At 39.2% G+C, this 14447-nt stretch carries 13 protein-coding genes; 8 read left to right on the forward strand and 5 right to left on the reverse strand.

The features are described 5' to 3' along the window. Positions 1-45 precede the first annotated feature (45 nt). From RCC89_14770 to RCC89_14785, 4 genes are read left to right on the forward strand one after another with little or no spacing between them, the layout of a single operon-like run. The gene (locus RCC89_14770; protein WMJ74418.1) at positions 46-1956 is read left to right on the forward strand and encodes a TonB-dependent receptor; all 1911 of its coding nucleotides are present in this window, start codon (positions 46-48) and stop codon (positions 1954-1956) included. A gap of 12 nt (positions 1957-1968) precedes the next feature. Continuing rightward, positions 1969-2964 carry a DUF4465 domain-containing protein gene (locus RCC89_14775; GenBank protein ID WMJ74419.1) on the forward strand — a complete coding sequence of 332 codons (996 nt, stop codon included), beginning with the start codon at positions 1969-1971 and terminating at the stop codon, positions 2962-2964. Positions 2965-3004: 40 nt separating this feature from the next. Continuing rightward, positions 3005-4006, forward strand: coding sequence for a T9SS type A sorting domain-containing protein (locus RCC89_14780; GenBank protein ID WMJ74420.1), 1002 nt, complete (start codon positions 3005-3007; stop codon positions 4004-4006). Between the two features lie 3 nt (positions 4007-4009). After that, positions 4010-5050: a hypothetical protein gene (locus tag RCC89_14785; GenBank protein WMJ74421.1), complete on the forward strand. Its 1041-nt coding sequence runs from the start codon at positions 4010-4012 to the stop codon at positions 5048-5050. 37 nt (positions 5051-5087) lie between these two features. Here RCC89_14785 and RCC89_14790 read toward each other — a convergent pair whose 3' ends face one another. From RCC89_14790 to RCC89_14810, 5 genes are all read right to left on the reverse strand, one after another. Then, positions 5088-5990 carry a histone deacetylase gene (locus RCC89_14790; GenBank protein WMJ74422.1) on the reverse strand — a complete coding sequence of 301 codons (903 nt, stop codon included), beginning with the start codon at positions 5988-5990 and terminating at the stop codon, positions 5088-5090. A gap of 24 nt (positions 5991-6014) precedes the next feature. Next, positions 6015-6275, reverse strand: coding sequence for a DUF493 family protein (locus tag RCC89_14795; GenBank protein WMJ74423.1), 261 nt, complete (start codon positions 6273-6275; stop codon positions 6015-6017). Positions 6276-6636: 361 nt separating this feature from the next. Next, complete coding sequence (gene mltG / locus RCC89_14800; protein ID WMJ74424.1) at positions 6637-7728, reverse strand: endolytic transglycosylase MltG; 1092 nt, start codon at positions 7726-7728, stop codon at positions 6637-6639. 81 nt (positions 7729-7809) lie between these two features. Beyond that, positions 7810-8283 carry a hypothetical protein gene (locus RCC89_14805; GenBank protein ID WMJ74425.1) on the reverse strand — a complete coding sequence of 158 codons (474 nt, stop codon included), beginning with the start codon at positions 8281-8283 and terminating at the stop codon, positions 7810-7812. Between the two features lie 135 nt (positions 8284-8418). Further along, the gene (locus tag RCC89_14810) at positions 8419-11163 is read right to left on the reverse strand and encodes a hypothetical protein (protein WMJ74426.1); all 2745 of its coding nucleotides are present in this window, start codon (positions 11161-11163) and stop codon (positions 8419-8421) included. Positions 11164-11402: 239 nt separating this feature from the next. On the opposite strand from RCC89_14810, the gene RCC89_14815 reads away from it, so the two are divergent. From RCC89_14815 to RCC89_14830, 4 genes are all read left to right on the forward strand, one after another. Next, entirely contained in the window at positions 11403-12428 is a 1026-nt protein-coding gene (locus tag RCC89_14815) for a HAMP domain-containing sensor histidine kinase (protein ID WMJ74427.1), read from the forward strand. A gap of 521 nt (positions 12429-12949) precedes the next feature. After that, complete coding sequence (locus tag RCC89_14820) at positions 12950-13333, forward strand: NADH-quinone oxidoreductase subunit A (protein ID WMJ74428.1); 384 nt, start codon at positions 12950-12952, stop codon at positions 13331-13333. Positions 13334-13376: 43 nt separating this feature from the next. Next, the gene (locus RCC89_14825) at positions 13377-13928 is read left to right on the forward strand and encodes an NADH-quinone oxidoreductase subunit B (GenBank protein ID WMJ74429.1); all 552 of its coding nucleotides are present in this window, start codon (positions 13377-13379) and stop codon (positions 13926-13928) included. A 2-nt stretch (positions 13929-13930) separates the two neighbouring features. After that, entirely contained in the window at positions 13931-14434 is a 504-nt protein-coding gene (locus RCC89_14830) for an NADH-quinone oxidoreductase subunit C (protein ID WMJ74430.1), read from the forward strand. The last annotated feature ends 13 nt before the right edge of the window (positions 14435-14447 follow it).

The following is a 14447-nucleotide window of genomic DNA, read 5'->3' on the forward strand; positions in this document are numbered from 1 at the left end:
TACTGCTTTGTTGCGGATGATGTAGTTTCATCTATATCATTTGTAATGAATCTTTTAAAACAGGCACTTATTCTCATATTAGCCTTAGGGGCTATTAACACCTATGGACAAGTTGCCAGCGACTCTCTGTTGCTGGAAGAGGTGGTAGTGGAAGGAGACCGCTTTGACCAATTTACAGGAGGGAACAGGATAGAAAAAGTAGACTCTGCCACACTACAAAATTATCGAAATCAATCCATAGCAGACGTACTTGCTGCCGAAACCAACATTTTTATAAAAAGCCAAGGGCCTGGAAATTTAGCTACCACTTCAATGAGAGGAGGAGGCGCCTCCCACACGGCTGTACTATGGAACGGCTTCAATATTCAAGCACCTACCCTTGGGCAAATCGACTTTTCTCTTGTGCCCGTGTCCTTTTTGGAGGATGTAAATGTACAGTATGGCGGAGCAGGTGCCTTATGGGGCAGCGGAGCTGTGGGCGGAACTATCCACCTTCGAAACAGAGGCAGGTTCAACAAAGGTATAACTGTTGGTACAAGCGCACGAATAGGAAGTTTTGGTCATTTCCACAAAGACATAAGTGCTGGATACAGCAACAACCGTTATGCAGGAAGTGTAAAAGCCTTTTATACCACAGCAGTCAACAACTACCCCTACTACAACACAGCCCGCGAAGGGAACCCACTGGAAAGGCAAACCAATGCCGCATTTCAAAATTTTGGGGTCTTACAAGAAAACTATTTCCGAATCAGCAAAGACCAGGAGTTAAACTTTAGGATATGGCTCCAATCCAACAACAGGGAAGTCCCCCCCACCATGACTGCAGAAAGCAACACGTCAGAACTGAACAGCCAGTTTGGGAGGTTTACGGCTGAGTGGCGAAAAACAGGGACACGGGTAAACTATTTTATCAGGTCAGCATATTTTAACGAAACCACTTTCTACTACGACACGCTAGCTGACATTAACTCTGAAACCAATTTTCAAAGTTTGATAAATGAAGCAGAAGCCCATATTAAAGTAGCCGACAACCATTTGTTTAACCTTGGCATCAACAATTCCTACCACACAGCACAATCTACAGGAGGTTACCCTGAAGGCGTAGAACAGAACCGGCTAGCCTTTTTTTCTTCCTATAGGATAAGAAATAAAGCGAATACCTGGTCGGGAGATGCTTCTGTACGGCAAGAGTTTGTTGAAAACATAACAGCACCCATAGTTCCGGCTGCAGGTTTCAGAGGAAGGTTGCTCCCATGGCTAAAACTAAAAGGTAATGTTGCACGCACTTACCGTATCCCCACATTCAATGATTTATACTGGCAGCCTGGCGGAAATCCTGATTTGGTGCCAGAGTCAGGGTGGAGCCAAGAAGCAGGAATAGTGACCCACAAAACTTTCACTAACACAAAAGCAGAAGCTGGTTTAACTGCTTTTAACAGCAACATCGACAATATGATTATCTGGTTGCCAACGGGAAACTTTTGGAGTCCAAAAAATGTCCGGTCGGTGTGGTCTAGGGGTTTAGAAGTCAATGCTAAAATAGCCGGCAAGCTCAACAATATCGGCTATACAATTTCTTCCGGTTACAACTATGTAGTGGCCACCAATGAGGAAACAACCTCCCCCGCCGATAGAAGTTTAGGCAAGCAACTTATCTATGTACCGATGTATAATGCCCTTTTTAATATAGAGTTGCGCTACCGGGACTTTCAACTAAGGTACAACCATAATTTTACAGGGAACCGGTTTATTACGACAGACAACTCTCAAATACTACAAAGCTACCATTTAGCCAACCTATTTATTGGCAAGCGCTTTAAAAAAGGCAAAATCATATACGACCTTCACGCCCAAATACATAACCTTTGGAACGTTTCCTATCAGGTAATGCAATGGCAGGCCATGCCTTTGAGAAGCTATCAAGCTGGAATATCAATAAATTTTACACAAAAATAAAACCAAACTACAATGAAACACAACTACCTAACTACAAAAATTAAGGCTTTAGCCCTGACACTGGTTTTTACAACCATCGCTATGTGCGCAAATGCACAAGAGGTTGTAGATTTTGAAGACCTAACCCTTGAGGAAGACTCTTATTGGAACGGCTCAGATGAGAGCGGAGGCTTTACCAGCGGAGGAGTTTTTTTCCCTAACGGATACAACACTGAGTGGGATTTTTGGAATAGCGGATTTGCCTATTCAAATAAAACAGACACCACTACTCCAGGGCATGAAAATATATTCAGCGCATTTACGGGAAGTGGTTATGGAGACACAGATATCTACGGTTTGGGAAAAAACAACTCGCAGCTAAAATTTCCAGATCAACCAAACGGCGTAAACCCTGAAAGTATTCTTATAACCAATACAACTTTTGCTGTCCTTAGCATGAGAGAGGGAGACCAGTTTGCCAAACCTTTTGGGGGCGAAGACGGCAATGACCCAGACTGGTTTTTGCTTACCATCACTGGTTTCAGAAATGGACAAGAGGTGAACGAAACCGTGGAGTTTTACCTTGCAGATTATAGATTTGAGGACAATTCTGAAAATTATATTGTAGAAGACTGGGAATGGGTTGACCTTGAGCCACTAGGAACCGTAGATAGCATCAGGTTTAACCTTGCCTCCTCTGATGTAAATGATGAAGGCCAGATGAACACACCTGACTTTTTTGCTTTTGACCACTTTACCTATAACACAGATGTTACTTCTATCGCATCGAAGGACTTAGCAACCGTAAAAGCGTATCCAAATCCAGCTTCAGAGGTTTTATACCTGCAAGGACTTCCTCAAGGCACTTCAAACATTCTGGTGACTGACTTTAACGGAAAAGCCTTACTGTCACAAACCACTGAAGACAATTCAACCCAACTGTACCTTAACGACTTAACAGGAGGGCTATACCTAGTGCATATCACATCTACCAGTGGTACTAATGTCATCAAATTTGTAAAACAATAAATTAAATTAGGGGCATATTCCAATGCCCCTAAAACTTGCCATGAAACATCTTATAATAATCATATTTATACTATTTGCAGCTAAAACCTATGGCCAATTTGCCCCTCAGGCTGGAGAACCTGGAACTACCGCCATTCACAGAGACTCCTCAGTCTTTGTGGGCTGGGCCACAGGTTGTACTGTTGTTAGGGGACCGCAAGACATCTCTGACCCCTCGCTGGGAAATGCGTCGGCGGGAGAACCTATTTTTGCAACTGGAAAATCTGGTGAACACTCAACCGTTAGCCTTGGAGATGGTGGCCTGGCAATAGTCACTTTTGCAACAACCATAAAAAATGGAGAAGGCCCTGATTTTGCTGTTTTTGAAAATGCCTTTAGAAGTGAAGGCCATGCATTTCTAGAGCTAGCATTCGTAGAAGTCAGTTCTGATGGAGAAAACTACTTTAGGTTTCCCTCTATCTCATTGACTGACCCTTCAGAGCAAGTAGGTACTTTTGGAGTTATAGATGCCTCCAAAGTTCACAATTTGGCTGGAAAATATGTTAATAACTATGGCACTCCTTTTGACCTAGAAGACTTAAAAGATGAAGAAGGTTTGGATGTAGACCACATTACCCATGTCCGGGTTATTGATGTAGTCGGTTCCATTGATCCAGAATTTGCTACATATGATTCTGAAGGAAATATCATTAATGACCCATGGCCTACCCCCTTCCCTTCCAGTGGCTTTGATTTAGAAGCGGTGGGTGTTATCAATGCGGGAGAGCCTACTTCTATTATTAATTCCACCAAAAAAGCTCCATTTGTTACTTACCCTAACCCTGTTATCCAAGGAGAAAGTGTAACAATTGAGTATAAGCCTAAAAATTTGAACGGTGCACAAGTAGAAGTGTCTGACATGTATGGAAGAAATTTGCTATCATATAACATTTCCAGTGAACAAACATTGTTACCTACTCATCACTTAAGCAGTGGTGCTTATTTGGTAAAAATAAATGACGAAGGTAAAATACATACTCAGAAGCTTCTTATTACAAAATAGTATATGAAATACCATTATCTGCTATATCTCCTTGCCGGCCTATTCCTGTTCGCTTGCCGCAAAGACACCCCTGAAGAAACAGACAAGGAAAAAGTCCCGTCTGTAAGGCCACTGGGCGGAATGTTTATTACCAATGAGGGGAACTTCGGTTGGGGCAATGCGTCAATCAGCTATTATGATTTTGAGGAAGAAAAAGTTACCGAAGATATATACAAAGCAGCTAATGACAGGCCTTTAGGAGATGTATGCCAGTCTATGACCATCAAAGATGGCAAAGGATATATTGTGGTAAACAACTCCAATAAAGTTGAGGTGGTAGACATAGTATCTTTCAAATCACTAGGAGCTATATCTGGCCTGTCCTCTCCCAGATACCTTTTGCCTATAAACAGTAAAAAAGCCTACATATCTGACTTGTACAGTAATGCCGTGACTGTTGTTGACCTCTCTTCGAAATCAAAAACAAAAGAGATTAGCTGCCCCGGATGGACTGAACAAATGGCACTTGTAAACTCTAAGGCATTTGTTACAAACATTAGAAAAGAATATGTATACGTAATAAATACAGAGGAGGATAAAATTACCGATAGTATTAAAGTGGGGTTTGCCCCTAATTCAATTGTTGAAGATAAAAATGGAAAGCTATGGGTATTAAGTTCTGGAAGTAGGGAAAACAACATACCTGCATCTCTGAGCAAAGTAAATCCACAAACACTGAAAGTAGAAAACAAAATAACTTTCCAGCAGACAACACAAGGAGCAAACAAGCTAACGATCAACGGTTCTTTAGATACCTTATATTTCCTTAGCAGAGGCGTTTACCAAATGCCCATTCAGCAAGAAGCCATTCCGGCCTCACCCATTATTAAACAGGGAAGTGCCATTTTATATGGCTTAGGCGTACACCCAAAAAATGGAAACATTTACGTTTCAGACGCTATCGACTATACCCAAAAAGGTATGGTATACTGCCATAAAAATGATGGTACATTACTAGAGTCTTTCAATGCTGGAATTATACCCGGCGGTTTTTACTTTTATTAAGCCGAGCAACATTTACAAATATTCTTCTGGGATTTATTCAGAAGAATATTTGTTTTGCTAACCTAAAAGTGTTGCAGTGAGCTTCTGTAATATCAGCAATCCTTGGTGAGTATCCTCCTCCCATGGTTATGGAAACAGGAAGACCATACTTATAACAAGTCTCTAAAACAAAAGCATCCCGGTCTTTACAACCATCTTTAGTCAAAGAAAGCCTCCCAAGTTTATCGGTAGACAATACATCTACCCCTGATTGATAAAAGATAAAGTCCGGTTTAAAATTCTCAAGAATCTCTGTTAAGTGATCAGTTAATACATGAAGGTATCCTTCGTCAGTTGTTTTATCAGGAAGGCCAACATCTAAGTCTGATGATTCTTTTTTATGAGGGTAGTTTCCTTCACCATGCATACTAAAAGTAAATACATTGTCACTACCTGCAAAGATTTCAGCGGTACCATTTCCTTGATGCACATCCAAATCACAAATCAAAATCCTGTGAGCCAGCCCTTTTTTCAACAAATAACCAGCGGCCACGGCAATATCATTTAATAGGCAGAACCCTTCTCCCCTATCAGAATAAGCATGGTGGGTTCCTCCGGCAATATTTAAAGAAACACCATACTTAATCGCATAAATAGCTGTTTGTACGGTACCACCAACAATTGTCACTTCTCTTTCAACCAAACCAGCGGAAAGAGGAAAACCGGTCCTACGCTCTTCTTGTTTGGTCAAATTAAGGTTCTTAAGCTTTTCCCAATAAGAAGGCTGGTGTACCTCCGTAATATAATGCTCTTTTGCTGGTATTGGCGTAAAAAAATTATCATCGGAGACGGTTCCTTCATAAACTAATTGGTCATGAATAAGTGCATACTTCTCCATCGGAAAGCGATGCCCTTCTGGTAAAGGGTGTACATAGTTTTCAGCCCAGGCTATTTTTAACATAGGTCAAATTTCACCTAAAAAACTTTATAAAGAAATAACACCCTCTACATGTGACGCTTGCTCATAAACATCAATCACATCATCCTCAGAGTTCATATACTGATAAGCGGTGATACTTATATACTTTCCATTTCGGGAAAGCCGGGTTTTAATGTCTTCTTGGTTAAATATTTTAAAGATTTCTTCCTCGCTTGTCCGTGGCACAATAAATTTAAACATGTAAAATGAAGGCCAATCCATATCGGCCAGCTTTTCTCGTAATCCATTATAGTTTTGATGTCCCATAATTATTCAGTTTTTCCCCCTTACTTAATACCGGCATTATTTCTGGCATGACAAAAATCTCATGAATCAAGCCAAGCAATAAGCCTTTGCATAGTTCGGGCTTTAGCCTAAATTATGTATTAGATTTCGTTATAAAGGGCAAAAGAACAAAGAATCAGCGTATTTGGTTTGCAAAGCATAGAGGTTCTATGGTTAAAAACCAAATGCGAGCGAAGCGTCTGATTTGAAGTTGTTTTGCCACGCAATAAAAAGTTCTAATGCATATTTCAGGTTTAGTTAGGTTCCATCAGGAACAACGCAATGGGGACAAAAGTAATTCACTGCCTATATAAAATGCAATAAGAAACTCGACAAATGAACTTTACCTATAAATACCCATTCTATTTAACTTCTGCTGATATTTACGAGCATTTTCTTTATGTTGTTCATATGTTTCTGCAAAAACATGTCCCCCAGACATATCTGGATCTGCACAAAAGAAAAGATAGTCGTGCGACTCGTAATCTAAAACTGCGTCTATAGCTTTGGCGGGAACTGTAAAAACTGGACCAGGGGGAAGTCCATTGACGCGATATGTATTATAGCTGGACTGTATTTTTTTATGTCGTTTCAATACCCGCCGAATATTGGCCTGACCAGCAGCGTATACTACTGTGGGGTCTGCTTGTAAACGCATATTGCTACTAAGCCTGTTGAGGTATAAACCAGCAATAGCAGGCATTTCCTCTTCGAGTTTGGTTTCAGCGTATACAATAGATGCCAATATGCCAGCTTCCAGTGGGGTCAAACCTGCTTCTTCACATTTTGCAATTCGCTCTGGCGTCCAAAATAAGCAATATTCATTGTAAAGGCACTCAAACAACTCCTCTGGTGTTAAGTCTTGATAAGCATAAAAATCGCCCGCAATAAACAGCCCATAAACAGACTCTTTGTCAAAAGCCGGGTCGTATTCTTTTAAAAATGCTTCATTTTGAAAAAGCGTGACCACGTCAGATTCCGTAACAGAAAGATCTTTACAAAGAACTTTAAGCACATTTCTACGAAGTTTCCGTATAGGAACAGACACTTTCACACTCTCCCTAATAGGTTTCCTTGATAAATGGAAAAGGATTTGAATGTTATTCCACCCATTCTTTACTTCATATAAACCTTGGTGCACACTGCTTCTTCCTGTAATAAAGGCTAATGTTTTTAACGTAAAAGAATTGCCTAATATGCCTTTGGTTTTCATAGAATCCGCAAGCGATGTTAGGGGCTGGTCTTCATGGGCATACACCATATACTTCTCAGACCGAAGTTGAATATTGGAGAAAAACAGGGTTTTAATGAAAAAGTAAATAGTAAAAAGTAAAAGCGCCAGTCCAGCCGACCATAGTTTAAGTTTGCGGCTATTTACCCAGGTCTTTTTTTTCCTTCGTCTTGCCCGCTTTGTCTTATTTTTTCTCCCTGCCATATTATTAAATATTTTAGTAAAAAATTTTAAGACAAAAACTTTAGGCCGACCCGAAAAAGAATCCATTGTAGTCAACCAAACTTAGTGTCTTTCAGCCTCTATAGGAATGTTTATCATTTTACCTTCTGTTACTTTAACTTTTTTAGACTGGTTATTTCCTAAAGACATTTCAAACTCAAACTCTCCTGAGAGTACGAGATTTTCTTCGTCTAAGGTTACAATTTTAATAACACCTGAGTTAGGACGGAACAAGTCATTCACGCCAGGTTCGGTATACCTTACAAAAGCTTCACGGCCTTTGGTGCTTAGGTCGATCTGCTTTTCAGCAGGGTTAATAAATATAAAAGTACTGAATTTATCATTACTCAAAGAAAGCTCTTTATGCCCACCTGTAATGGTTCTAAGGTTAGCTTTCATGTCTTTAATAATAAAAGGCTTCCCATTAATTTTACAGGAAAAAACTCCGCTTTCCTGCTCCTCAGGGTCATTATTTACCTTAAAAGAAGATAAAGAGATGACTAATGTTATGATTAATAAAGAATAAAGCTTCTTCATGTTTTGGCTAACTTTTTAATATTACCTAAAGGCAATAAGCAATGTTTACGTTTTATTAATAAAAAAATAATTTATTGTATTTTTTACACAAGCTAATATATAAATCTGATATGAATTTTCCAAAAAATAATATCACTAAAAGGCGAGATTGTAAATAATTTCAAAACTTGTGCGCTCTGTAATAGGCAGGTAACTAAACCTAACCCCTATATTTAGAGGAAAAACAAAATTTACCAAATGAAAGTCCGAATACAGTTCCGCACCTACTGACCTATACGCCATGCCGTTTTCTGTGCCTACCCCTTGAGCAAAATCAGCAAACACAGCCATACTAAACCTTTGAATATATAGCAAAGGGCCTATTCTCCAATCTGGATAAAACAATGGAAAATGATAATCGCTATAAATGCCTTTCATTTCTTTTTCAAAACCTATAAAGTACCCTCGGGGAAAAGGGATAATAGACTGAAAAGCCAATGTACCAGGCCCATTGTGCTGATAAACACCAGACAACCTTAAGCTATGATGCTTAAACAGGCCAGGCATGAAGAACTGAGTATTGACGGAGAAAACAGAGCGGTATCCATCTGCTCCCAATGGAGCATGCCTGAAATTAATACGTACGCTTTGCCCCCATTCTGGCCTTAAGTCTCTCGGAGCCATTCTATGGTACCGAAAGGCAAATAGGTTATATCCCGCAAATAAAAACTTATTGCCCAAATGCTCATCAGGCATTTCAGAAATCCATTCAGTGGTCAATAAATTACCAGACAAAGAAGCGGATAACCCTCTGCGATACTTATTTCTGGTCAAATTTAAAGGCAGCACGATAGAACCGCCGACAGAATTTTCAATCCACTGACGGTCAACTCCCTGCTCTGCATCAACCAGAAACCTGTTTGTTCTGGAAACATTTGCATTCAAAACAGGATACCAGCCCAGGTAGCTTACTGTAGAGTAAAGGCCGCCTTGTTGCTCAAACAGGTTGTATCGGTAACCTGCATTGACCACAGTAGTACTTAACAAGTTCTGGGACAGCAAACTTAGCCCTGCATCTACCCGATCTGAAGAAAAATCATAACTAATTGGCCCCCAACTGTGGATATTGAGAAGGTTCCGCAGCTTACTGTACCGCTTAGTCTCATGGTCTGTGTCAGAAACTTCTATTGAATCTGTCAGATAATGAGACTCCTCTGACATAATATGTTCATGAAGGGCTAAAGAATGGTTGACTACAGAGTCTAACGGAATCTCCAGGAAATGATCCCGATGAAGCCTTACTACATTGTACCCATCTGCCGTGTAGTCGGCAAACAATATTTCACTACCATCAGATGCTATGGAAATATCTCTGGCGCCATAGTGAGCATTGGTTATCTGATACACCTTACGCTCTTGAATATCTAGCCGGTAAATATTATCTGTACCAGACCAGGTACCATGGAAAAACACCTCATTACCATGCATTACAGGTAAAGAGATATCGTCAAATCCCGGAGAAAGGATGGTGGATATTTGCCCAGTGGGCACATCTAACATTTCTATACTTTTACCTTCAGGCCTTAAAAGCACAAAAACGATCTCCTTTCCACTTTCAGACCATGAAGGGGTTATAGGAAAATTCCCACCTGGCGTACCATATCGCATTGTTTCTTCGCCATTGGCATTAAGTACAACCAAAGCATAGGTATTGTCTGGCAAGGTTTCAACAGTGACCATTTGCTCACCATCAGGCGACAAATCCGGTGCATGCAAGTATCGTTTTCGGGTCAACCTTTTTCTCTTTCGCTTACTTACATCATAGCTTACTATATCAGACCATACTCGATTGTCCCACCTTTTATCAAAAGTATATTCAGACCATACAACCTTTCCCGCTTTAGCTGAGAGTTTTACCATTGAAGAATATCCGGGTACATGAAGCCGCTCTTCCGAACCATCAGGATAAATAGTTACAAACTGAGGGTAATGACCAAGTCCTGACTTTTGGGCAATTACAACCGAATCGTTAAGTAAAACAGGATAACGGTAATTAGTAAAACCACTTCTCGGATCCTGGTTTAATGCAATATAGTTTTCGAATCCTCTGATAGAATCACGCCAAATCCACTGGTCCAACAACTCCCTCATGGTTTCATTGTAAAAACCCCATTTATTTACCCCAGTATGTTTTTTAATGGCTCTTGAAAATGGTGTTATAAGATGAGGCTTTCTTGCCGGATAGTTCAGTGCGTCTTGCCACAACCCTGCACCATGCTTTGCCCTACCAGAGGCAACTAAAAAGTACCCTGTAGTATAAAAATCAGGGACAAAATCCTTAAAAGAACCATGAATTCCTTTTTCATAAGAATAAACACCCTTTTCAATCACCTGTGCCTTCAACGGCATTTCAAAAGAAGGCAACCGCCCCCTCCCTGCCTTACTATGGACTGTTTCCTCAAGAACAGCATCGCCTTCAAAAAACCAAGGGTGGATATAAAGTCCTAAAACAGCACCAATGGCCTGTTCTCCAAAAAGGAAATAAAGCAGTCTGGTAACTCCTTGATTAATTTTGTCAAGCTGTACAACATGGCGGAACTCATGAATAGCCAATTGTTCAAGCCAGTCCTGAGGGTAAATATCCTGCGGACTTATAGAAAACATTTCCTGTCGAAAGGGTGCATAACTCACAAACCCATTGGCAACAACAGATTGGTTGTGCAAAATCACAGAGACTTTTTTGGGCTCATGCTCTAAAGAAGAGGAAACCTGACTATAAATAGCTTCAAGAATATTGGTGAGTCTTTTCCCTTCGTCTTCCACTCCTTCAGGAAATATTACTTGAAAGTTATCAGTATTGACCTGTTTCCAACGAATTGAGGCGGGATCTTGCCCCATCATATAAAACTGAGAAAAGGCAGAAAAAGGCAGAAAAAATAAACAATTACAAAAAAATATAGTTAAGACTAAACATTTCAAGGTTTTAACTTTTGCGCATAATAAGTTTATTGGTATTTTTGAAAACTTATTACATGTAATCTTAGAACAGGCCAAATTTAAAAAGAATAACATTATGGCTGTGGCATTTTTTATTTTATATTTTTATAATGATAGAAGATTCGTATATGTCTCATAAAGACATGTCATATACAAATAAACCAGATTCGTTATTTAACGAAAACATAGCAGACCTTCTTACAGAAGGCCTTGTTATAACTTGTCAAGAAGGGTATGTCAAATACTCGAACAAGCACTTCAACCAACTTCTGGACCATATAGACTGCCAAAATACTTTATTGTCAGAGATTATCCCCTTTTCCCGCGATTTTATAAGGAATACGGAAAAATCTGAAGTAGAGATAAACTGCAAGGTAAAAAACAAGCACAGCATCTTGCAAGTAAAGAAAGATTTACTTAAAAACCCTGACACAGGCGAAAACAACCAGATCTTTCTCTTCAAGGACATAACCCAAAGCCGAAAGCTTGAAGAGAAAGTAACAGGGCTCAACTCTTTTATATATAAGGTGTCGCACGACCTTAAAGCGCCACTATCTTCTATGAGCGGCATAATTAATTTAATAAACCTTGACCCCAACAACAACTCCACCCAAGAATATGTAGAACTACTCCACAAGCAAATAAAAAGGATGAACTGCATTCTGGTCGATTTGCTGGAACTGTCACGGGTAAGTTCTGAAAAATTTGAGAAGTCAGAAATTAACCTTTCCAACCTCACCTATGAAATTATAGACTCAGTAGGGCACCTTCCCAACTCCGAACACCTCAAAATATACACAAACATCCCTCCTAGCCTAGTCATCAACATCGAAAAAACACTTATTTCGTCTGTCCTTCAAAACCTCATTATCAATGCGATAAACTACCACAACCTCAGGAGCGAAGATCCTAACATTTGCATCAACGCAGATTTGGAAGGGAGTATACTAAAGATAAAAATAGCAGATAATGGCCCAGGCATCAGTCCTGAACTGCACGACAAAATCTTTGATAAATTTTTTAGAGGGAACACAAACGCAGAAGGAAGTGGTTTAGGATTATATATAGTCAAAAACATTATCAGTAAGATGAACGGAGAGATTGTAATGGAAAGCTGTAGACATTCCGGTACAACGTTTAGCATTTCCCTTCCTGTTAGTGCAAAATAAATTAATAGGGTTACTATCTCATATTATATAAACTTAGGAAAGTGCGTCTAGATGCTTTTTGTCTCGCCGGCAAGGCCTTACTTGTTTTCAAAAAGTGGTTCTTACCTTCATTTAAGAAATGGCAGTTTAAAGCATATTATTTTAGAAGTTAAAAATTTATTACTTCTTAGGGACTTAAATAAGTAATCCTAAAAAAATAATTTTTCTCCAAAGGAATACTTTCAGCACGAAGTTTGTTGTAGAATAAGGATATATAATTAATTCAAAAAAAACAGCGAATACTGAAACTTTAGCAAAAAGAGAGAAGTAAGAGATAGTGTCCAAAAAAAGGATCAAAATAATTTTTTTTAGAAGGAAAATAACTAATTTTACCCCGAAAAGACATGCAGACTGTAATATTTGACTATAGTTTCGTAATATATTCAACAATGATTACCATGAAGGTAACATCATCGCCATTTAAGATATATATCAAATTTGATAGGCTAAAAATGAAATCCATAAAAGTCAGAAAATAAATTATGAACGAAGCAGCAGATTTCCACCCATATTTCCCTATTGGGCTTCAGTTTTTAGTAGCTCTTGGATTTGTCAGCATTACATTATTAGCAAGCTGGCTTTTAGGGCCAAAAGTAAACACCAAAAACAAATTAGAATCTTTTGAGTGCGGTGTTGATTCAGTGGGTAACGCAAGGATGCAGTTTTCTATTAAATACTTTCTTGTCGCCACACTGTTTGTCCTTTTTGACGTAGAGGTAATCTTCCTTTACCCTTGGGCTGTAAACTTCCGTGAATTTATAGATGAAATGGGAATTTATGGTCTCCTAAAAATGCTTCTTTTCATGAGTAGCCTTTTAGTAGGATTCTTTTATGTAATCAAAAAAGGTGCTCTTGATTGGGAATAATTGAATAAACAGGTTTTATAAGCTGAAAACGATCTCCTAGAATATGGCAAACAAAGATATAGTAAACATTGCAAAATCACCTGAGGGACTAGAAGGCCCTGGCTTTTTTGCAACTTCATTAGGTAAAGCAGTGGGCCTTGCCAGAAAACATTCTTTATGGCCACTACCATTTGCCACTTCATGTTGCGGTATTGAGTTTATGGCAACTATGGGCTCTACGTATGATTTAGCTCGTTTTGGAGCTGAACGCCCTAGTTTCTCCCCACGCCAGTCAGACTTGCTGCTTGTAATGGGAACCATTGCAAAAAAAATGGGCCCTGTTTTAAAGCAGGTATATGAGCAAATGGCTGAACCTAAATGGGTAGTGGCTGTAGGAGCCTGTGCTTCAAGCGGTGGAATCTTTGACACATACAGCGTTCTTCAAGGAATTGACAAAATCATCCCTGTAGATGTATATGTGCCAGGCTGCCCTCCTCGTCCTGAGCAGATCATAGATGGAATCTTAAGAGTACAGGAACTAGCGGCCAATGAACCGCTTAACAGAAGGGAATCACCTGAATATAAAAAACTACTAGCTTCATACGGAATAGAATAATCATGGCTGAATTATCTAAAGAAACTATAATAAACAAGCTTAAAGATAAGTTCGGGGATGCTATTATTTCAGTAGAGGAACCTTATAATTTCCTTACATTTACTGTAGAAAGAAACTCCATACTTGACATACTTCGTTTCCTCTACGATGACGAAGAACTATCATTTAAGTTTTTAACCGATATTACAGGGGTTCATTATCCAGAGCCTGACGAGCAGTTGGGTGCTATTTATCATTTGCACAACTTGCTAAAAAATACAAGGATCAGGTTAAAGGCATTTTTCCCTAAATCTGATCCTTATATTGAGTCAGCAACACCAATCTTTGAGGCTGCAAATTGGATGGAAAGAGAAACTTATGATTTCTTTGGTATTATATTTAAAAACCATCCAAACTTAAAGAGAATTTTGAATGTGGATGATATGGACTATTTCCCACTAAGAAAAGAATATGCCCTTGAAGATGATACAAGGACAGATAAAGACGATTCCATGTTTGGAAGATAAAAAGTTTTGTAAA

The sequence above is a fragment of the Cytophagaceae bacterium ABcell3 genome (assembly GCA_030913385.1).
Lineage (GTDB): Bacteria > Bacteroidota > Bacteroidia > Cytophagales > Cytophagaceae > ABcell3.

Coding starts and splice junctions, on each gene's coding strand:
- RCC89_14770 (WMJ74418.1), top strand. CDS start 46: ATGAATCTTTTAAAACAGGCACTTATTCTCATATTAGCCTTAGGGGCT.
- RCC89_14775 (WMJ74419.1), top strand. CDS start 1,969: ATGAAACACAACTACCTAACTACAAAAATTAAGGCTTTAGCCCTGACA.
- RCC89_14780 (WMJ74420.1), top strand. CDS start 3,005: ATGAAACATCTTATAATAATCATATTTATACTATTTGCAGCTAAAACC.
- RCC89_14785 (WMJ74421.1), top strand. CDS start 4,010: ATGAAATACCATTATCTGCTATATCTCCTTGCCGGCCTATTCCTGTTC.
- RCC89_14790 (WMJ74422.1), bottom strand. CDS start 5,990: ATGTTAAAAATAGCCTGGGCTGAAAACTATGTACACCCTTTACCAGAA.
- RCC89_14795 (WMJ74423.1), bottom strand. CDS start 6,275: ATGGGACATCAAAACTATAATGGATTACGAGAAAAGCTGGCCGATATG.
- mltG (WMJ74424.1), bottom strand. CDS start 7,728: ATGGCAGGGAGAAAAAATAAGACAAAGCGGGCAAGACGAAGGAAAAAA.
- RCC89_14805 (WMJ74425.1), bottom strand. CDS start 8,283: ATGAAGAAGCTTTATTCTTTATTAATCATAACATTAGTCATCTCTTTA.
- RCC89_14810 (WMJ74426.1), bottom strand. CDS start 11,163: ATGATGGGGCAAGATCCCGCCTCAATTCGTTGGAAACAGGTCAATACT.
- RCC89_14815 (WMJ74427.1), top strand. CDS start 11,403: ATGTCATATACAAATAAACCAGATTCGTTATTTAACGAAAACATAGCA.
- RCC89_14820 (WMJ74428.1), top strand. CDS start 12,950: ATGAACGAAGCAGCAGATTTCCACCCATATTTCCCTATTGGGCTTCAG.
- RCC89_14825 (WMJ74429.1), top strand. CDS start 13,377: ATGGCAAACAAAGATATAGTAAACATTGCAAAATCACCTGAGGGACTA.
- RCC89_14830 (WMJ74430.1), top strand. CDS start 13,931: ATGGCTGAATTATCTAAAGAAACTATAATAAACAAGCTTAAAGATAAG.